General features: G+C 71.4%; 15 protein-coding genes and 1 pseudogene. 7 read left to right on the top strand and 9 right to left on the bottom strand.

Features of this window, described 5'->3' with window-relative positions:
- Positions 1 to 82 precede the first annotated feature (82 nt).
- The 3 genes from HBB12_RS02785 to HBB12_RS02775 are packed head-to-tail and all read left to right on the top strand — an operon-like array spanning position 83 to position 3652.
- Positions 83 to 1120: a branched-chain amino acid ABC transporter permease gene (locus HBB12_RS02785; RefSeq protein WP_236987961.1), complete on the top strand. Its 1038-nt coding sequence runs from the start codon at positions 83 to 85 to the stop codon at positions 1118 to 1120.
- 1 nt (position 1121) lies between these two features.
- The gene (locus tag HBB12_RS02780) at positions 1122 to 2900 is read left to right on the top strand and encodes a branched-chain amino acid ABC transporter ATP-binding protein/permease (protein ID WP_236987960.1); all 1779 of its coding nucleotides are present in this window, start codon (positions 1122 to 1124) and stop codon (positions 2898 to 2900) included.
- Positions 2897 to 3652 carry an ABC transporter ATP-binding protein gene (locus HBB12_RS02775; protein WP_236987959.1) on the top strand — a complete coding sequence of 252 codons (756 nt, stop codon included), beginning with the start codon at positions 2897 to 2899 and terminating at the stop codon, positions 3650 to 3652. The genes HBB12_RS02780 and HBB12_RS02775 overlap by 4 nt, the downstream gene beginning before the upstream one ends.
- A 311-nt stretch (positions 3653 to 3963) precedes the next feature.
- Here the strand turns inward: HBB12_RS02775 and HBB12_RS02770 are convergent, their stop codons facing one another.
- Positions 3964 to 6219: a ComEC/Rec2 family competence protein gene (locus HBB12_RS02770; RefSeq protein ID WP_236987958.1), complete on the bottom strand. Its 2256-nt coding sequence runs from the start codon at positions 6217 to 6219 to the stop codon at positions 3964 to 3966.
- A 159-nt stretch (positions 6220 to 6378) separates the two neighbouring features.
- Here HBB12_RS02770 and gltX point away from each other — a divergent pair, with 159 nt between their 5' ends.
- Both gltX and gltA read left to right on the top strand, forming a co-directional pair.
- Positions 6379 to 7800, top strand: coding sequence for a glutamate--tRNA ligase (gltX, locus tag HBB12_RS02765; protein ID WP_236987957.1), 1422 nt, complete (start codon positions 6379 to 6381; stop codon positions 7798 to 7800).
- A 273-nt stretch (positions 7801 to 8073) separates the two neighbouring features.
- On the top strand, positions 8074 to 9366 hold the full coding sequence (gene gltA, locus HBB12_RS02760; RefSeq protein WP_139034974.1) for a citrate synthase: 1293 nt from the start codon (positions 8074 to 8076) through the stop codon (positions 9364 to 9366).
- Positions 9367 to 9596: 230 nt separating this feature from the next.
- Here gltA and denD read toward each other — a convergent pair whose 3' ends face one another.
- The 6 genes from denD to HBB12_RS02730 all read right to left on the bottom strand — a co-directional run bounded on the left by denD (position 9597) and on the right by HBB12_RS02730 (position 15149).
- On the bottom strand, positions 9597 to 10580 hold the full coding sequence (gene denD, locus HBB12_RS02755) for a D-erythronate dehydrogenase (RefSeq protein WP_236987956.1): 984 nt from the start codon (positions 10578 to 10580) through the stop codon (positions 9597 to 9599).
- A 13-nt stretch (positions 10581 to 10593) separates the two neighbouring features.
- On the bottom strand, positions 10594 to 11340 hold the full coding sequence (locus HBB12_RS02750) for an SDR family oxidoreductase (protein WP_236987955.1): 747 nt from the start codon (positions 11338 to 11340) through the stop codon (positions 10594 to 10596).
- A gap of 64 nt (positions 11341 to 11404) precedes the next feature.
- A complete protein-coding gene (locus tag HBB12_RS02745; protein WP_236987954.1) occupies positions 11405 to 12565 on the bottom strand; it encodes a GNAT family N-acetyltransferase in 1161 nt (386 codons plus the stop codon).
- The gene (locus tag HBB12_RS02740; RefSeq protein ID WP_236987953.1) at positions 12562 to 13428 is read right to left on the bottom strand and encodes an isocitrate lyase/PEP mutase family protein; all 867 of its coding nucleotides are present in this window, start codon (positions 13426 to 13428) and stop codon (positions 12562 to 12564) included. Before HBB12_RS02740 ends, HBB12_RS02745 begins: the two co-directional genes overlap by 4 nt.
- 74 nt (positions 13429 to 13502) lie before the next feature.
- On the bottom strand, positions 13503 to 14219 hold the full coding sequence (locus HBB12_RS02735) for an aspartate/glutamate racemase family protein (protein WP_236987952.1): 717 nt from the start codon (positions 14217 to 14219) through the stop codon (positions 13503 to 13505).
- A 153-nt stretch (positions 14220 to 14372) separates the two neighbouring features.
- The gene (locus HBB12_RS02730) at positions 14373 to 15149 is read right to left on the bottom strand and encodes a ferredoxin--NADP reductase (protein ID WP_236987951.1); all 777 of its coding nucleotides are present in this window, start codon (positions 15147 to 15149) and stop codon (positions 14373 to 14375) included.
- Between the two features lie 302 nt (positions 15150 to 15451).
- On the opposite strand from HBB12_RS02730, the pseudogene HBB12_RS02725 reads away from it, so the two are divergent.
- Both HBB12_RS02725 and HBB12_RS02720 read left to right on the top strand, forming a co-directional pair.
- Positions 15452 to 16357: pseudogene (locus HBB12_RS02725) on the top strand (glycoside hydrolase 5 family protein); the annotation flags it as partial.
- Positions 16358 to 16362: 5 nt separating this feature from the next.
- A complete protein-coding gene (locus HBB12_RS02720; protein WP_236987950.1) occupies positions 16363 to 17256 on the top strand; it encodes a PIG-L deacetylase family protein in 894 nt (297 codons plus the stop codon).
- A gap of 22 nt (positions 17257 to 17278) precedes the next feature.
- On the opposite strand, the gene HBB12_RS02715 is transcribed toward HBB12_RS02720, so the two are convergent.
- Both HBB12_RS02715 and HBB12_RS02710 read right to left on the bottom strand, forming a co-directional pair.
- Positions 17279 to 17530, bottom strand: a complete 252-nt coding sequence (locus tag HBB12_RS02715) for a hypothetical protein (protein ID WP_236987949.1) — start codon at positions 17528 to 17530, stop codon at positions 17279 to 17281.
- An 89-nt stretch (positions 17531 to 17619) separates the two neighbouring features.
- The gene (locus tag HBB12_RS02710) at positions 17620 to 17865 is read right to left on the bottom strand and encodes a hypothetical protein (protein ID WP_236987948.1); all 246 of its coding nucleotides are present in this window, start codon (positions 17863 to 17865) and stop codon (positions 17620 to 17622) included.
- Between the last annotated feature and the right edge of the window lie 39 nt (positions 17866 to 17904).

The following is a 17904-nucleotide window of genomic DNA, read 5'->3' as shown; positions in this document are numbered from 1 at the left end:
TTCACTCGCACCTCAGGATGAGGTCGCGTGTGGGATAGACATAAAAATTCGACATCTCCCACGACGCCCAGGATACCATTCCGTGGACGCCACGATCCTCCTTCTCCTCCTCCAGGACGGCGTCGTGAACGGCGCGATCTACGCGCTGATCGCCCTGTCGCTGGTCCTGGTCTTCACCGTCACCCGGGTGATCCTGATCCCGCAGGGCGAGTTCGTCGCCTACGGGGCGCTGACGCTGGCGAGCCTGGAGGCCGGCACCCTGCCGGGCACCGTGCCGCTGCTCCTCGGCCTCGGCGGCCTCGCCTTCCTGGCCGATTGCGCGGAGGGCCGCCACACCCTCGACCGGCGGACGTTGCTGCGCCTCGCGCTCCGGGACCTTGCGCTCCCGGCCCTCGTCGCCGCCGCGGCCTGGATCCTGGCGCCGATGAAGCCGGGGCTCCTCGTCGAGATCCTGGTGACGCTGGCCATCGTGACCCCGATGGGCGGCTTCATGCACGCGGTGGCGTTCCGGCCGCTCGCCCATGCCTCGGTGCTGGTGCTGCTGATCGCCTCGGTCGGCGTCCATCTGGCGCTGACGGGCCTCGGCCTCGTCTTCTTCGGCGCGGAGGGCTCGCGCACCCCGCCGCTGTCGGAGGCCTCGTTCCCGGCCGGGCCCCTGCTCATCAGCGGGCAGTCGCTGTGGATGATCGGCCTGACGCTGGCGATCATCGTCGGGCTGTGGCTGTTCTTCTCGCGCACGCTGCTCGGCAAGGCGCTGATCGCCACCGCGGTCAACCGGCTCGGGGCCCGGCTGATGGGCATCGCGCCCTCGCTCGCCGGCCGGCTCAGCTTCTCGGTCGCGGCCTTCATCGGGGCGCTCTCGGGCGTGCTGATCGCGCCGCTGACCACGGTCTATTACGACACCGGCTTCCTCATCGGCCTCAAGGGCTTCGTCGCGGCGATCATCGGCGGGCTCGCGAGCTATCCGGCGGCGGCGGCCGCGGCGATCCTCGTCGGCATCATCGAATCCGTCGCCTCGTTCGAGGCCAGCGCCTTCAAGGAGGTGATCGTGTTCATGGCGATCATCCCGGTCCTGCTCTGGCGCTCCCTGCGCTCGGCCCCGATCGAGGACGAAGAGTAAGATGCCCGCCCGCCTCACGCCCACCGGCATTCTGGCCGGCCTGACTGCGCTGGCCGTCGTCGCCCTGCCGTTCCTGCCCGGCGTGCCGCCGTTCTGGCTCACGCTGCTCACCTATGCCGGCCTCTCGGCGATCGTGGTCACCGGCCTCGTCGTGCTCACCGGGGTCGCGGGCATCACCTCCTTCGGGCAGGCGATGTTCGTCGGCATCAGCGCCTACGCGACAGCGCTCCTGACCACCCAAGGAGGGCTGTCGCCCTGGCTGTCGCTGCCGGTGGCGCTGCTGCTGTCGGGCATCGCCGCCTGGGTCATCGGCGCGATCACCCTGCGCCTGTCGGGCCATTACCTGCCGCTCGGCACGATCGCCTGGAACATCTCGTTCTTCTACGTGCTCGGCAACACCGACGCGCTCGGCCGCTACGACGGCCTGACCGGCCTGCCACCGATCACGATCCTCGGCTATCCCGTCCTCGGCGGGGGCGAGGCGCTGCTCCTCACCTGGGGGTTCCTCGGGATCTGCCTCTGGCTCACCCACCGCCTGCTGCGCTCGCGCACCGGCCGGGCGATCCGGGCGCTGAAGGGCGGGGTCGTCGCGGCGGAATCCTTCGGGGTCGACACGGCGCGGGTGAAGATCGTCGCCTTCGTCTATGCGGCGGTGCTGGCGGCGCTCTCGGGCTGGCTCTACGCCCATATCCAGCGCGCCATCAACCCGACGCCGTTCGGCATCAATGCCGGCATCGAGTACCTGCTGATGGCGGTGATCGGCGGGGCCGGCTCGATCGGCGGCGGCGTGTTCGGCGCCGTGCTGGTGACGGTGCTGAAGGACCAGCTCCAGAACGTGCTGCCGCTGGTCTTCGGCAGTCAGGGCAACTTCGAGGCGATCGTGTTCGGGGTGCTGCTGGTGCTGATGCTCCAGCGCGCACCCGACGGGTTGTGGCCGCTGATCGTCCGCCGCACGGTCTCGGGGCCGCCGGATCGCGGGCCGGCCGCGGAGCCCCTGGCGCCGCGCCCGGCCGCCGCCGCCGGCACGGTCCTGCTGGAGGCCGCGAACCTCAGAAAAACCTTCGGCGGCCTCGTCGCGGTCAACGACATCGGCTTTTCGGTCGAGGCCGGCGAGGTGGTGGCACTGATCGGACCGAACGGGGCGGGCAAGAGCACCACCTTCAACCTCGTCACCGGCGTCGCGCGGCTGACCTCCGGGGCGGTCCGGCTCGGGGGCCGCGAGGTGACCGGCCTGCCGGCCCGGCGCATCGCCCGGCTCGGCTGCGCCCGCACCTTCCAGCACGTCAAGCTCGTCGCCGGCATGTCGGTGATCGAGAACGTGGCGCTGGGCGCTCACCTGCGCGGCTCCGCCGGTCCGGTCCGCGGCGCGCTCGGCCTCGATGCGGCCGAAGAAGCCGCGCTCTTCGCCGAGGCCGAGAGCCAGCTCGCCCGGGTGGGGCTTTCCGCCTGCCGCGACCTGCCGGCGGGCAGCCTGGCGCTGGGCCAGCAGCGCATCGTCGAGATCGCCCGGGCGCTCTGCCTCGGCCCCCAGCTCCTCCTCCTCGACGAGCCGGCCGCCGGGCTTCGCCACCAGGAGAAGCAGGCGCTCGGCGACCTGCTGCGCCGCCTGCGCCAGGAAGGCCTCGGCATCCTGCTCGTCGAGCACGACATGGATTTCGTGATGGGGCTCGCCGACGGGCTGGTGGTGATGAATTTCGGCGCCAAGCTGTGCGAGGGCGCGCCCGCCACCGTGCGCCGCGATCCGGCGGTGGTCGAGGCCTATCTGGGGAGCGCCGCATGACGCAGGCCATGCTCGAAGCGGAGAACCTGTCGGTCGCCTACGGCAAGGTCGAGGCGGTGCGGGGCATCTCGCTCAGCGTCGCGCCCGGGCGGCTCGTCACGGTGCTGGGCGCCAACGGCGCCGGCAAGACCACGCTGCTGAACGCCCTGATGGGGGTGCTGCCGGCCCGCGGCCGCATCCTGTTCGAGGGGAGCGACCTGACGCGGCTGCCCGTCGAGGCGCGGGTGGCGCAGGGCCTGAGCCTGATCCCCGAGCGGCGCGAGCTGTTCGCCACGATGAGCGTCGAGGACAACCTGAAGCTCGGCGCCTTCCGGTTCCGCGGCAAAGGCGGCGGCGGCGACATCGGCGAGATGTACCGGCTCTTCCCCCGCCTCGCCGAGCGCCGGCGCCAGCACGCCGGCACGCTCTCGGGCGGCGAGCGCCAGATGCTCGCCATGGCCCGCGCCCTCATGGGCCGGCCGCGCCTGCTGATGCTCGACGAGCCGAGCCTCGGCCTCGCCCCGCTGATCGTCGCCGAGGTGATGCGCACGGTGGCGCGCCTGCGCGACGAAGGGGTGGCGATCCTCCTCGTCGAGCAGAACGCCCGCGCGGCGCTCCAGATCGCCGATCACGGCTACGTCCTCGACGGCGGCCGCGTCGTGCTCCAGGGCGACAGCCGCACGCTCCAGGGTGATGCCCGGGTGGTCGAGACCTATCTCGGCACGCTGGCGGTCGACGAGGCGCCGCAGGGGCGGGCTGCGGCAGGGCGTTGAGAGCGCCGCCCAACCGGGTTGCGACACGGGATACGACACAGTCGGTTGCGCAACCAGGAAGTGACGGCCGCCACGCATAACCCTCCCCCCTCTGCGGGGGAGGGTGGCCTTCGAAGTAGGCCGGGAGAGGGGCAGCGCGACGATGCCGGGTATGGCGCCCGTCATCATGGTCGCGACCTCTCCGGAAGCGTGGTTCCCCTCTCCCGCCCCACTCCGTGGGGCACCCTCCCCCGCAGAGGGGGGAGGGTTCAGGCGCGGCAGCCCTCGCCCGCGTCCTCGGTCATCGGGAGCGACCCGAAGGAAGCCCCGCCTCACGGCTCGCCCTGCCCCTCCTCCGCCTCACCCTCCGGCGGAGCCGGCGCCGGGCGAGGCGCCGGACCCGGCACCGGTGGGGCGGGCGGTCCCGCCGCCTTCACGACGGGCGCCGGCCGCCACGGCCGCGTCTCGCCTGGCCGCTTGGCCGTCTCGATCACCGCTCCCTCCGCCGTGAAGCGCAAGGTCGTCGCCCCGTGCGCGGCGAGAAATATCCGGTCGAGGACGTGCTTGGCGGCGCAACCCGGCGGCGCCTCCAGGCGCGAGATCACCACGGTCGCCCGGGCGCAATCCTCCGGGAAGGCGCGCTTGTCGCGCACCAGCGCCACGCTCACGCCGCCGGGCCCGTGGCCGACGCAGCCGAGCTTGTCGCAGCGGGCGCCGGCACTCAGTCCGGGGTCCTCGCGGGAGCGGCCGTCGCCGTCGGCCTTCAGCCATTGCTCGAGCCCGAAGGCGGGGGGCTTGCCCAACACCACGAGGCGGCCGTCGGCCCCGCGCAGGGCCGCGCCGCCGCCCTCGCGGTCGACATAGAGGTCCGGCCGCACCGGGCTCGCGGCGAGTGCGATGCCGAGAAGTCCGGGAATGAGGCCGAGCCAGCGTAGCCCTGAGACCGGCAGCACCAGCAGCAGCAACGCCACCGTCATCAGCCCGAGCGCGCCCGGGCCGAAGGCCGGCAGCACGAGGGTGGCGCGATCGAAGCCCTCGATCCAGGCCGAGATGTCGATCATCCCGCGCACGGCCAGCCCCATCGTCCACCAGACCGGCCGGTCGAGGGCGAAGGGGGTGGCCAGGATGCCGAGCACGGCTGCCGGCATCACCACCAGCGAGACGAGCGGCAGGGTCAGGGCGTTGCCGACGAGGCCGAAGGGCTGGACGGTCTGGAAGTGGTAGGTGGCGAAGGGTGCGGTAGCGATCTGCGCGACGAGCGTGGTGGCGAGCGTGCCGATCACCGTGGCGAGGCACCAGGCGAGCGCCCGGGTGATCGGCCCGGCGCCTTCCGGGTTCCAGAGCCGTCCGTCGATCAGCCGGGCGCAGGCGATGAGCCCGGCCACCGCCCCGAACGACATCTGGAAGCTCGGGCCCAGGAGACCTTCCGGCTCGCGGGCGAGCGAGATCAGCGCCGCCAGCGCCAGGTTGCGCAGGCTGAGCGCCGGCCGGTCGACCAAGATCGCGCCCAGCATCACCAGGGTCATCACCAGCGAGCGCTCGGCGGCGAGGTCCCAGCCCGAGAAGGCGCAGTAGCCGGTGACCCCGACCATCGCGAAGGCGGCGGCGATCTTCTTGATCGGCCAGGAGAGCGCCAGCCCCGGGCCTAAGGCGAGGAGCGCCCGGGCGAGCCAGAACACCACGCCGGCGGCCAGCACCATGTGGAGACCGGAGATCGAAACGACGTGGTAGATCCCGGCCGCCCGCAGGGCGTCGTTGGTGGGCTGGTCGATGAGGCCGCGCTTGCCGGTGACGAGGGCCGCCGCCACCGCCCCCGCCTGCCCCCCGTTCGACTCGGCGATGCGGCGGGTGAGCGCGTTGCGCGCCTCGTCGAGGCCGGCGGCGAGGCGCAGGGAGAGCGGCGCCGGCTCGGGCGGCGGTTTGATGGCCGCTTGCCCGAGCAGCGAGCCGACGGCGCCGATCCCGCGAAAGTAGGCGTCGCGGGCGAAATCATAGCCGCCCGGCCGCGCCGGCTCCGGCGGGGGCAGCAGCCGCGCCTTGGCCTCGATGTAGTCGCCGGGCTTGATGCCGTCGGCGCGGCGATAGGAGACCCGCACCCGGGTCGGGCGCTCAGGTGCCGCCATCTCGCCGAGCCGCGTGACCCGCACCACCAGCCGCGCCCCCTCCTCGCGCTCCTCCAGCGCCTCGACGAAGCCGTGGAGCGGCGCGATCACCGTGCGGGCGAGCACCGGCGCGGCGACGCTCATCGTGCGTGTGGCCGCGGCGGCGAAGCCGAGGGACAGGAAGGCGGCGGCGAGCAGGATGGCCGGCGCCACCGCCCGCGCCCGGCAGGCGAAGGCGGCCCCGGCGAGCGCGAGGCCGACACCGAACGGGGCGGCGAGAAAAACCGGGCCGTCCGCCACGGTGAGGAACAGGAGCGCCCCGGCCCCGAAGGCCACCGCCAGCCAGGGGAACAGCCGGCGCTGGGCGGCCTCCGCGGCGAGGCTGCCCGAGACCCAGCCGCCGAGCGCCGGCAGCAAGAGAACGGGCGCCGGCAGCGCGCGGAAACCGCGCACCACGACTCCCGTCCCTGCCCTCGGCCCCGCCATTCCGCGCCCCGCAAGCGACGAGACGGCCCGGACAACGGTTTCTTAACGGCTCGTCTCGCGCATGCTACAGGACCCGGCGCCGGCGGGTCGACTCACCCGACTCTGCCCTAACGGCCCCGGCCACACCGTTTTTTCGCTCTCACCCGGTTCTCGAAGCGCATGTCCTCCGTCGTCACCCGCTTTGCCCCGTCGCCCACGGGCTTCCTCCACATCGGCGGGGGTCGCACGGCGTTGTTCAACTGGCTCTATGCCCGGCGCCATGGCGGCCGGATGCTGCTGCGCATCGAGGATACCGACCGCGAGCGCTCCACGGACGCCGCCATCGAGGCGATTCTCGACGGGCTCAACTGGCTCGGCCTCGATTGGGACGGCGACGTGGTCTACCAGTTCGCCCGGGCGGGCCGCCACCGCGAGGTGGCCGAGGGGCTGCTCGCCTCCGGCCGGGCCTATTACTGCTACGCCACGCCCGAGGAACTGACCGAGATGCGCGAGGCCGCCCGCCGCGAGGGCCGGCCGATCCGCTACGACGGCCGCTGGCGCGACCGCGATCCGTCCGAGGCGCCGGCCGGCGTCAAGCCGGTGATCCGCCTGCGCGCGCCGACCGAGGGCGAGACCGTGGTCGAGGATGCGGTGCAGGGCCGGGTCGTCTGGCAGAACAAGGACCTCGACGACCTCGTCCTGCTGCGCTCGGACGGCACGCCGACCTACATGCTGGCGGTGGTGGTGGACGACCACGACATGGGCGTGACCCACATCATCCGCGGCGACGACCACCTGACCAACGGCGCGCGCCAGACCCAGATCTATCAGGCGCTCGGCTGGGACGTGCCGAACATGTCGCACATCCCGCTGATCCACGGGCCGGACGGGGCCAAGCTCTCGAAGCGCCACGGCGCGCTCGGGGTCGATGCCTATCGCGACCTCGGCTACCTGCCGGTGGCGCTCCGCAACTACCTCGTGCGCCTCGGCTGGAGCCACGGCGACCAGGAGATCTTTTCGACGCAGGAAATGATCGCCGCCTTCGACCTCGCCCAGGTCGGGCGCTCGCCGGCCCGGTTCGACTTCGCCAAGCTCGAGAGCCTGAACGGACACTACATCCGCTCCTCCACCGACGAGGCGCTGGTCGCGGCGATCGAGGCGATCCTGCCGACGCAAGGGGCGCGCTGGGGCCTCTCGGCGCCGCTGCCTGCGGAGACCCGCCAGAAGTTCATCGCCGCGATGCCGGGGCTGAAGGAGCGGGCCAAGACCCTGATCGAGCTCGTCGACAGCGCCTATTACCTCTACGCGCCGCGCCCGCTCGCCCTCGACGAGAAGGCGACCGGGCTGCTGGGCAACGGGGGCCGCGAGCGGCTGGCCGGGGCGCTCACCCATCTCGAGGCCCTGACCGAGTGGTCCGCCGCCTCGACCGAGGGTGCGGTGCGGCAATTCGCCGAGAGCGCCGGGGTCAAGCTCGGGCAGGTCGCCCAGCCCCTGCGGGCCGCGCTCACCGGCCGGACCACCTCGCCGCCGCTCTTCGATGTGATGGCGGTGCTCGGCCGCGAGGAGAGCCTGGAGCGCCTGCGCGAGCAGGCGGCGGCCTGAGGCAGCGGTCTGAAGCGGACGGACGTTCGCTGCCGGACATGCAACCGGGCCGCGCACCCCCGCGAATCCGCATTCGCGGGGGTGATCCTACAACCCCTGAACAGAAACTGAATTCTGTCACCAGGGCGGGGAGCTGCGGTTGATGCCGGTGCGGCGATCCGCTAACCGGAAACCCGAGTGAGCAACCGCAGCAAAGTCGCCGCCCTGCACCGGGGGCCGCGGTCGGAACGGCGCCGACGCTCAGTCACGTTGATGGAAAGGGTCCGCAACCCCATGAGCCTCCCCACCAGCACCCTCACGGTGAACGGCCGCGCGATTGAGATGCCCACCAAGACCGGCACGATCGGTCCGAGCGTCATCGACATCAGCAAGCTCTACGCGCAGACCGGCCAGTTCACCTACGACCCGGGCTTCACCTCGACCGCCTCCTGCGAATCGAAGATCACCTACATCGACGGTGACGAGGGCGTGCTCCTGTACCGGGGCTACCCGATCGAGCAGCTGGCCGAGCACGGCGACTTCCTCGAGACCTGCTACCTGCTGCTGTACGGCGAGCTGCCGACCGCGGCCCAGAAGGCCGATTTCGATTACCGCGTCACGCGCCACACGATGGTGCATGACCAGATGAACCGGTTCTTCCAGGGCTTCCGCCGCGACGCCCACCCGATGGCCGTCATGGTCGCCTCGGTCGGCGCGCTCTCGGCCTTCTACCACGACTCGACCGACATCACGGACGAGAAGCAGCGCATGGTCGCCTCCATGCGCATGATCGCCAAGATGCCGACGCTCGCGGCGATGGCGTACAAGTACACGATCGGCCAGCCCTTCGTGTATCCGAAGAACGACCTCGACTACACCTCGAACTTCCTGCGGATGTGCTTCGCGGTGCCGTGCGAGGAGTACCAGCCGAACCCCGTGCTGTCGCGGGCGCTCGACCGGATCTTCATCCTGCACGCCGACCATGAGCAGAACGCCTCGACCTCGACGGTTCGTCTCGCCGGCTCCTCGGGCGCCAACCCCTTCGCCTGCATCGCCGCCGGCATCGCCTGCCTGTGGGGGCCCGCCCATGGCGGCGCCAACGAGGCGGCGCTGAAGATGCTGGCCGAGATCGGCACCCCTGAGCGCGTCGGCGAGTACGTCGCCAAGGCCAAGGACAAGAACGATCCGTTCCGCCTGATGGGCTTCGGTCACCGGGTCTACAAGAACTACGACCCGCGCGCCCGCATCATGCAGAAGACCACCCACGAGGTGCTGAGCGAGCTCGGCATCAAGGACGATCCGCTGCTCGACGTCGCGATGGAGCTGGAGCAGATCGCCCTCAAGGACGAGTACTTCATCGAGAAGAAGCTCTACCCGAACATCGACTTCTACTCGGGCATCACGCTCAAGGCGATGGGCTTCCCGACCTCGATGTTCACGGTGCTGTTCGCGCTCGCCCGCACCGTCGGCTGGATCAGCCAGTGGGCCGAGATGATCGAGGACCCGTCCCAGAAGATCGGCCGTCCGCGCCAGCTCTATACCGGCGCCCCGAAGCGCGATTACGTGACGGTGGCTCAGCGCGGCTAAGTGTCCGTCAACGGGAAATGAGAACGGGCGGCACGCGAGTGCCGCCCGTTTCTTTTTGTGCTTTGGAAAGAGCTCGGCGTCGAGAGTTGAAGCGCCTCCCCTCCCCCTTGTGGGGAGGGGTAAGGGGGTGGGGGTGGTGCCGGATAGAGCGAGGTGGTGCCTCCTGCACCACCCCCACGCGGGATCTTCGATCCCCATGGCCCCTCCCCACAAGGGGGAGGGGAAGTGTTCTAGGCCGGCACCTTCCCGCCCAGCTCGTCCTCGATATGCGCCCGCACGATCGCGTCGAAATCGGGCTCGGCCTTGAAGCCCAGCTCCAGCGCCCGCCGGGCATCGAAGGTGCGGGGCCAGCCGGCGACGATGCGCTCGATGGTGGGATCGGGCTCGCGGCGGATACGGGCCACCGCCGCGTCACCGGCGGCGCGGCGCAGGGCCTCGATCTGCTCGGCGACGGTGGCACCGACGCCCGGCATGGTCAGGTTGCGGCGATCCCCCAGTCGCTTGGTGTCGATCGTCGCGGCGTGGATGAGGAAGCCGACCGCCGAGCGCGGCGAGGCGTGCCAGTGGCGGACCTGGTCGGAGACCGGCAGCACCGCCTCCTGGCCGGCGAGCGGCTCGCGGATGATGCCGGAGAAGAAGCCCGACGCCGCCTTGTTGGGCTTGCCCGGCCGCACGCAGATGGTGGGGAGCCGAATGCCGACGCCGTCGAAGATGCCGCGGCGCGAGTAATCGGAGAGCAAGAGCTCGCCGATCGCCTTCTGGGTGCCGTAGCTGGTGAGCGGCGCCGTCAGGTACTCGTCGGGGATCGGGTCGGGCATCGGCGCGCCGAAGACGGCCACCGACGAGGTGAAGACGAAGCGGGGCTTGTAGCCCTCGCCGATCGCCCGCACGGCATCGTAGAGGCGGCGGGTGCCGTCGAGGTTGATCCGGTAGCCCTTGTCGAAATCGGCCTCGGCCTCGCCCGACACGATGGCGGCGAGGTGGAAGATCACGTCCGGGCGGCCGGCGACCAGGCGCTCGGCCTCGCCGGGATCGGAGAAGTCGGAGGCCGAGAGCGAGACCGGGATTTTTGTGCCGGCCGGCGCCTCGGGCGGCACCACGTCGTGCAGGGTCAGGCGCGAGATCGTCTCGCCGCCCAAGGAGCCGTCCTTGACCAGCCGGTCGAGGAGCTTGCGCCCGACCATGCCGGCGGCGCCGAGGATGAGGATATGCATCGAAGCGTCTCCCTCAGAGCGTGAAGCCGCCATCGGCGACGTGGGTCTGGCCGGTGGTGAAGCGGGATTCGTCCGAGGCGAGGTAGACGGCGAGCGCCCCCATCTCCTCCGCCGTGCCGAGTCGGCCCATCGGCTGGCGGTCGATGAAGGCCTGGCGGGCGGCCTCGACCGAAGTCTTGTTCATCTCAGCCAAGGCCGCGATGCGCTCGTCGAGGGAGGGCGACTGGATCGTGCCGGGGCAGATCGCGTTCGCCCGCACGCCGCTGCGGATGAAGTCCCGCGCCACCGCCTTGGTGAGACCGACCACCGCCGCCTTCGAGGCGCCGTAGACGTAGCGGTTCGGCGCGGTGGCGTCCGCCCCGACCGCCGAGGCGATGTTGACGATCGAGCCGTTGCCGCGCTCCAGCATGCCGGGCAGGAAGGCCCGGATGGTGCGGTGCATCGAGCGCACGTTGAGGTCGAAGGCCAGATCCCACTCGGCGTCGGTGCAATCGAGGATGGTGCCGTGATGGACGAAGCCGGCGGCGTTCACCAGCACGTCGACCGGACCGGCGCCCTTCGCGAACTCCGCCACCGCCGCGTCCGAACGGACATCGAGGGACGCGGCCTGCGCCCCCTTCAGGCTCTCGAGCTTCCCCGCGTCGAGATCGGTCGCCAGCACCTCGGCGCCCTCGGCGAGGAAGGCCGCCGCGATGGCGCGTCCGATCCCCTGGCCCGCCGCCGTCACGACCGCGCGCTTGCCCGTCAGCCGTCCCGCCATGTGTATCCTCCCGTTCGTCGCGCCCCGCTCGGCGGCGGGGCTTGTTCGTGAAACCGTGTCGCCGTCAGGCGAGGGTCTTCGTCATGTGGACCAGGCGCCGGTCCGGCAGGTCCTCGACCCGCTCGGTGGCGTAGCCCCGCCGCGCGTACCAGTCGATGTTCCGCACGAGCTTGTCCCCGGTGTAGAGCCGCAACTCCGACAGGTCGAGGTCCCGCGCCCGCGCCTCGGCCGCCGCCAGCAGGGCGTTGCCGAGGCCGGTGCCCTGGTGCGCCGGATCGACCGACACGCTCCAGATCATCAGGTGATCGGGATGCGGATCGAGCACCAGGGCCCCGGCGAGCGCCCCGTCCTGGTCGGCGAGCCAGACCTCGTAGCGCGCCAGCACCTCGGCGGCCGGGGTGAGGAGCGGGACCGGCTCGACGCCGAGGAGCGGGCGGTTCGGCGCGTAGGCCGCCTCCTGAAGGCCTGCGAGGGCGGCCTCGTCGGGGGTCGTCGCCCGGCGCAAGGCTTCGCCCGGGATCGACGCGCTCGTCAGCGCGCCGAGGCGCAGGGACTGGCCGCCGTCGAGGTTGGCGGGATCGAGCCAGCGGTCGAAGCCCTGGCGGGTCTGCGGCCACTCGGCATCGAGCATCGAGAACCAGGTCGTGTCCCGGTTGCGGCCCTTGACGATCATGCCCTGGCGAAACAGCCCCTCGTAGGAGAAGCCGAGGCGCTGCGCCGCGCTCCGGGACGGGGCGTTGAGGGCGTTGCACTTCCACTCGTAGCGGCGATAGCCGAGATCGAAGACGTAACCGGCCAGAAGCCGCATCGCCTCGGTGGCGCCGGGCGTGCGCTGCAAGGCCGGGGTGTAGAGGATGTTGCCGACCTCGATCACCCGGTTCGCCCGGTCGATCCGCATCAGCGCGGCGTGGCCGATCGCCTTGCCCGACCGCGCATCCAGGATGGCGTAGAACAGGGGATCGCTCGAGGCCGCGCAAACCGCGAGATGGGCCTGGAAACTCGCATGATCGTCGAACGGGCCGGCGGGCATGTATTGCCACAGGGCTTCCTTGCCTGGCCCGACCGCGCCCTCGGCGAGGTCGGCGCCGTGCGCCGCCGCATCGAGCGGCACGATCGAGACGTGGCGCCCGTCGAGGCGGATTTTCTCGGGCCCGGGCGCCGGGCCGGTCGTGGCGACGGGATGGCCGATCGGCAGGCCGGTGACGGGATCGCGATCGGGATTCATGCGCCGCTCCGCTCCTTCAGGTCCCGGTTCTTGAGATCTTGGCGGAAGAATCCGTTGATCTCGGAGAAACCGACCGAGCCGTCGAAGCCGCCGAAGCTGCCCTCGTCGTGGATGCGCCGCGCCGCACGGATGAAGCCGGTCCAGGCCGCCCGCGCCAGCGACGAGCCGACGCTGATCCTGCGCACGCCCAAGCCTTCGAGATCGGCGACCTTGAGGCCCGGATTGGTGCTCATCAGGATGTTGACCGGCACCGGCGCCAGGGCCTCGACCAGGGTGCGGATGTCCTCGCGCCGCTTCGGGCCCGGCACATAGACCACGTCGGCCCCGGCCTCGGCATAGGCCTGGAGCCGGCGGATCGCCTCGGGCAGGGGCTCGGGATGGCCGGTGAGGTAGCATTCGGCCCGGCCGGTCAGCACCACGCCGGTGCCGGAGGCATCGATTGCGGCCTTCGCGGCGCGGATGCGCTCGGCGCCCTCCCGGATGTCGTAGAGCGGCCGGCTCGGGTCGCCCGTGGCATCCTCGATCGACAGGCCGGCGACGCCGGTCGCCACGCAGGCCGCGACGTTGCGGGCGACGCCCTCGGGATCGTGGGCGTAGCCGGATTCGAAATCGGCGTTCACCGGCAGGTCGGTGGCGGCGGCGATCTCGGCGATGTGGGCCAGCATCGCGTCGAGGGGCACCGCCCAGTCGGTGTCCGGCAGGGCGCGGGTGAAGGCGAAGCCCGAGCTGGTGGTGGCGAGCGCCGGAAAACCCATCGCCGCGAGGTAGCGGGCGGTGCCGATGTCCCAAGGGTTCGGCATCACGAAGCAGCCGCTCTCGTGGAGCCGCCGGAAGGCGGCGCGGGCTGCGGCGGGGTCGGTCATCGGACAAGTCTCGCGGGAATCGGGGCGCCAGCCTTTCATAGGGCGCCGCCCGCTGTAAACCGGCGCCGTTGCGCTCAGGCGCGCAGCATCCGCGCCAGATCCTCCGACAGGCCCACGCTCTCCGTCGGCGGCAGGGTCGGCCGGGCGCCCGCGATCCCGGCCGCGGCGATCACCGCCCGTGCCCCGGCCTCGACCGAGCAGATCACCGGCACGGCGACCTGCGGCTGCACCCGCTCGGCCAGGCCGGCCAAAGCCGCGCCGCCGAGCACCACCACGTCGGCCCCGTCGATCTCGGCGCAGTCGCGGCAGGCGGCCGCGAGGCGGCCCAACGCCGCGTCGGGGTCGCGGGCGATCTCGCCGCCGGTCGGTGCCACGGTGCGGATGCCGGCGAGGCGCTCGGAGAGGCCGAGCATCGCCGCGAACTCGATCAGCATCGGCTTCCACAGGACGCCGCCGGTGACGATGCCGATGCGGCGCCCCCGGGTGCAGGCGAGGTGCAGGGCGCCCTCCGCCATGCCGACGACCGGCACCGGCGAGACTTCCTTGAGGGCGAGCAGGCCCGGATCGCCGAAGCAGGCGAGATAGACCGCGTCGCACCCGGCGACGTTGGCCGCCAGGGCGTCGAGGGCGGCGTGGCCGGCGATGGCCGCGGCGGCGCGGCTCGCGATGTAGCGGGCGCCGAAGCGGCCCGTCACCGGCACGATCTCGGCGGGGATCAGGCGCCGGACATGTGCGGCCGCCTGCTCGGTGACGGCGGCCGTGGTGTTGGGGTTGATGAGCAGGATGCGCACGATCAGGTTTCCCCGCAGGTTTCCCGGCGCATCCCGCGTATCATACGCTTTCCGATTGATCGCTTCGCGATACGGAAAGCGGCCTCGCTCAGGCGCCGCGCGGGCTGATGATACGAAATCCGGAAGTCATCTTCCGGATTTCGTATCACAGGGCTACTTCTCGACGAAGGCCTTCTCGATGACGTAGTGGCCGGCCTCGCCGTGGTTGCCCTCGATGTAGCCGGCACCGGCGAGCAGGTCGCGGGTGTCGCGGATCATGTCGGGGCTGCCGCAGAGCATGAAGCGGTCGGCCTCCTTGGTCATCATCGGCAGGCCGATGTCGGAGAAGAGCTTGCCGGAGGTCATCAGGTCGGTGATGCGGCCGCGGTTGCGGAACGGCTCGCGGGTCACGGTCGGGTAGTAGATCAGCTGGTCGCGGACCATCTCGCCGATCAGCTCGTGCTGCGGCAGCGTCTCGGTGATCGTCTCGCCGTAGGCGAGCTCCTGGACCTGGCGGCAGCCATGGACCAGGATCACCTTCTCGAAGCGCTCGTAGGTCTCCGGATCCTTGATGATCGCCAGGAACGGCGCGAGGCCGGTGCCGGTGCCGAGCAGGTAGAGGTGCCGGCCGGGCATCAGGTTGTCGAGCACCAGGGTGCCGGTGGCCTTGCGGCTGACCACGATCGGGTCGCCGACCTTGAGGTGCTGAAGCTTCGAGGTGAGCGGGCCGTTGGCCACCTTGATGGAGAAGAACTCCAGCTCGTCCTCGTAATTGGCGCTCACCACGCTGTAGGCGCGCAGCAGGGGCTTGGCGCCCTCGCCCTTGAGGCCGATCATCGTGAACTCGCCGTTGCGGAAGCGGAACGACGGGTCGCGGGTGGTGCGGAAGCTGAAGAGCGAGTCCGTCCAGTGATGGACGGACAGGACGCGCTCCTCGTTGAAGTTGCTCATCGTGCCAGGAATCCTGAAGGCGCTCGACGGGTCGCGAGGTTCTCGGTTTGGGATGCTCATCTCGCAGGTGCGGCATCGCCGTCAAGGCGTCGCCGCACAGGCGAGGTCTGCGTGCGAGGTCTGTGTAACCGTCAAGCCGCAGGGACAACCGGCTGTTCTTCGCAATGCTTCCAGTGCGCCGCCGGTCCGGTGGCCTGCACCGCGCCCGGCCTGTCGCCATGACGGACCCCCAAACTCCCCACCCCTCTCGTGCGACGAGGGCGGCATGATCGAAGCGGGGACGATCCGGAACGAGCCCAGAAAACGAGCCCAGCAACAAGTCGCAATTGGGATCCCGAGATCGATCCGGGCTGGTCGCTCGTCGCCGAAACGCTGGATTGCGCGGCGCGTGCCGTGAAGGGGGAAACGCCGCACCTGCCGACGGTGCTCGGCGGCATCTCGCCGACCGACCCGACCTTCATCCGGATGCTCGACGGTCGCGGCGCCCTCGACCACGTCGACGCGGTGGCTTTGCACGGCTTCCCGCTCGACTGGAACCTGTGGCAGACCGACGAGTGGCCGGACAAGTTCGCCGAGATCCGCGCGCGGTAACTTCCAGGCCGATCTGGGTCACCGAGGTCGGCGTCTCGACCTTCGGGGCCGAGGAGGTGCAGGTCGTCCGGATCGACCGTACCGCCGAGCTGCTGGCCGGACAGGCGCCGCGGATCCACCGGTCCGGCCTCTACGACCCGCCGCAGGCCTTGGGCGCCACCACACGGCACCGGGAGGCGGAGGGCTCCTCCTATGATCGGCATTTCTATATGGGTTGCTGCGCGAGGACGGCACGCCCAAGCCGGCGCACGAGCATTTCGCCCGCCACACCCCGGCGCGCGGCCCGTGCCGGTGGTTCCGTGACCAGGATCACCGGCTCGACGAGGCGGAGGCCTGATGCGGCGGCTCGGGGTGACGTATCTCCGCACCGGCCCGTCCCGGGCCGATTGTTTCGGCCCGATGCCCTCGAGTGGTTCGACCGGCGGATGGATGCCCTGGCGGAGTTCGACGTGACCGTGACCTTCTGCTTCACCCCCGAGCACCGGGGTATCGCCCCCCACCACACCAGCCCGCCGCAGGTGAGGGAGGAATCCGCGGGATTCTGCGCCGCGATGGTCCGGCGCTATGCCGGGACGATCCGGCCCGGGCCGGCCCTCGGGCCGCAAGCAGCGATCTGACCGCGATGGCGATCGCCCCGACCTCGCCGGCCGCCGAAAGGTTCCTGGCAGCCCTCGCCGATCCGGCCTGCGGGCCGGTGGCGGCACACGCCGCCGCGCTCGTGGTCGCTCATCCGGACGACGAGAGCATCGGCTGCGGCGCGCAGCTGCCGCGCCTTGCCGGCCTCACGGTGATCCACGTCACCGACGGCGCGCCCCGCGACGGGCGAGACGCCGCGCGCCGCGGTTTTTCGGACCCTGCCGCCTACGCGGCGGCCCGCGCCCGGGAGCTCGATGCGGCACTGAGCCTTGCAGGCGTCGAACGGGCGCGGCGCATCGCGCTGGGGCATCCCGACCGGGGTGTGGCGGAGATCATCGCGCCGCTCGCCCGGCAGCTGGCCGGGATTTTCAGCGCATGCGGGATCACGGTGGCGCTGACCCACGCCTACGAGGGCGGCCACCCGGACCACGACGCGGTGGCGCTCTCCCTGCGGGGTGCCCGGCGGCTTCTCGGGCCGGAGCGCCTCGCGGTGATCGAGATGCCGTTCTACCATGCCGGCCCGGACGGGTTCGATGCCGGCAGCGTCTTGGCCACCGAATTCTCGGCCACCGAATTCTCGGCCACCGGATTCTTGGCCACCGAGTTCTTGGCCACCGAACCGCCGCGGCGGGCGATCGCGCTCCATCTCGACCCTGAGGATTGCGCCTTCAAGGCCGCCCTGTTCGCCGCCCATGCGAGCCAGGCCGCGACCCTGAACCGGGTCCCGATCGCCCTCGAGCGCTTCCGCGAGGCGCCGGACGACCGGTTCGGGATCCTGCCGAATGGCGGGCGGCTCCTCTACGGGGAATCGGGACTCGACGGGGCGCGGTTCCGGGCGCTCGCCGAGGCGGCGGAGCGGGAGATCGCCGGCATCGGCTGACCGCCCGCCGGCGCGGCAAACGTCAGGACGACATCGTCCGCTCCAGCTCGCCGTCGGTCCGCTCCGCCTCGCTCCCCTCGCCGAAGCCGAGCTCGTCGAACACCGCCGCGGCCGCGCGGATCATCGCCTGCACGGAGGGCAGTTCGCGGATCTGCGGGCTCGCGGTGCGCTGCAGGTCGAGGATGCCGGCGGCGAGGCGCAGGGCCTGGATCTCGGCCCGGGCCGCCTGGGAAAGGTGGGACTGCGACGGGGTGCAGCGGGTCGCGGGCGCCATGGTGCGTGCCTGATCGGGGGTGGACGAAGTGGATGGATGGGCCGGTGCGCGACGGGCGCGGGACCGATGGGGCAAGGTGACGCCGGCCGTCACGACCAGTGCTCCTCCCGACGCTGCTCCTCCGGGATGTGGCCGGAGGGCGGGTAGGTGCGGCCGACATGCCAGAGCGCGAGGCGGATCAGATCGAGGGCGACCGGGTCCTCGCAATCCGCGGCGCTCCGATAGGCCTCGATCAGGTGCTCGGCCAGGCGGTCGGCCGGGCTTTGCGGACTGGCCGGTGGCCGCACGAGGCGGGCAACCGGAGTGGGGAGACGGGTGTCGCCGTAACGCGCCATCGCTGACGACCTCACACTGATGATACCGACCCGGGATGC

The organism is Methylobacterium sp. SyP6R (genome assembly GCF_019216885.1).
Classification (GTDB): Bacteria; Pseudomonadota; Alphaproteobacteria; order Rhizobiales; family Beijerinckiaceae; genus Methylobacterium.
Note: the sequence above shows the minus strand (reverse complement) of the source record. Positions and strands in the feature narration are given on the sequence as shown.

What these genes read in the sequence shown, in the direction of transcription:
- HBB12_RS02750 (WP_236987955.1), bottom strand. Translation starts at nt 11,340, where the DNA reads ATGGCGGGACGGCTGACGGGCAAGCGCGCGGTCGTGACGGCGGCGGGC.
- HBB12_RS02780 (WP_236987960.1), top strand. Translation starts at nt 1,122, where the DNA reads ATGCCCGCCCGCCTCACGCCCACCGGCATTCTGGCCGGCCTGACTGCG.
- HBB12_RS02715 (WP_236987949.1), bottom strand. Translation starts at nt 17,530, where the DNA reads ATGGCGCCCGCGACCCGCTGCACCCCGTCGCAGTCCCACCTTTCCCAG.
- HBB12_RS02770 (WP_236987958.1), bottom strand. Translation starts at nt 6,219, where the DNA reads ATGGCGGGGCCGAGGGCAGGGACGGGAGTCGTGGTGCGCGGTTTCCGC.
- HBB12_RS02745 (WP_236987954.1), bottom strand. Translation starts at nt 12,565, where the DNA reads ATGAATCCCGATCGCGATCCCGTCACCGGCCTGCCGATCGGCCATCCC.
- denD (WP_236987956.1), bottom strand. Translation starts at nt 10,580, where the DNA reads ATGCATATCCTCATCCTCGGCGCCGCCGGCATGGTCGGGCGCAAGCTC.
- HBB12_RS02740 (WP_236987953.1), bottom strand. Translation starts at nt 13,428, where the DNA reads ATGACCGACCCCGCCGCAGCCCGCGCCGCCTTCCGGCGGCTCCACGAG.
- gltA (WP_139034974.1), top strand. Translation starts at nt 8,074, where the DNA reads ATGAGCCTCCCCACCAGCACCCTCACGGTGAACGGCCGCGCGATTGAG.
- gltX (WP_236987957.1), top strand. Translation starts at nt 6,379, where the DNA reads ATGTCCTCCGTCGTCACCCGCTTTGCCCCGTCGCCCACGGGCTTCCTC.
- HBB12_RS02730 (WP_236987951.1), bottom strand. Translation starts at nt 15,149, where the DNA reads ATGAGCAACTTCAACGAGGAGCGCGTCCTGTCCGTCCATCACTGGACG.
- HBB12_RS02710 (WP_236987948.1), bottom strand. Translation starts at nt 17,865, where the DNA reads ATGGCGCGTTACGGCGACACCCGTCTCCCCACTCCGGTTGCCCGCCTC.
- HBB12_RS02720 (WP_236987950.1), top strand. Translation starts at nt 16,363, where the DNA reads ATGGCGATCGCCCCGACCTCGCCGGCCGCCGAAAGGTTCCTGGCAGCC.
- HBB12_RS02775 (WP_236987959.1), top strand. Translation starts at nt 2,897, where the DNA reads ATGACGCAGGCCATGCTCGAAGCGGAGAACCTGTCGGTCGCCTACGGC.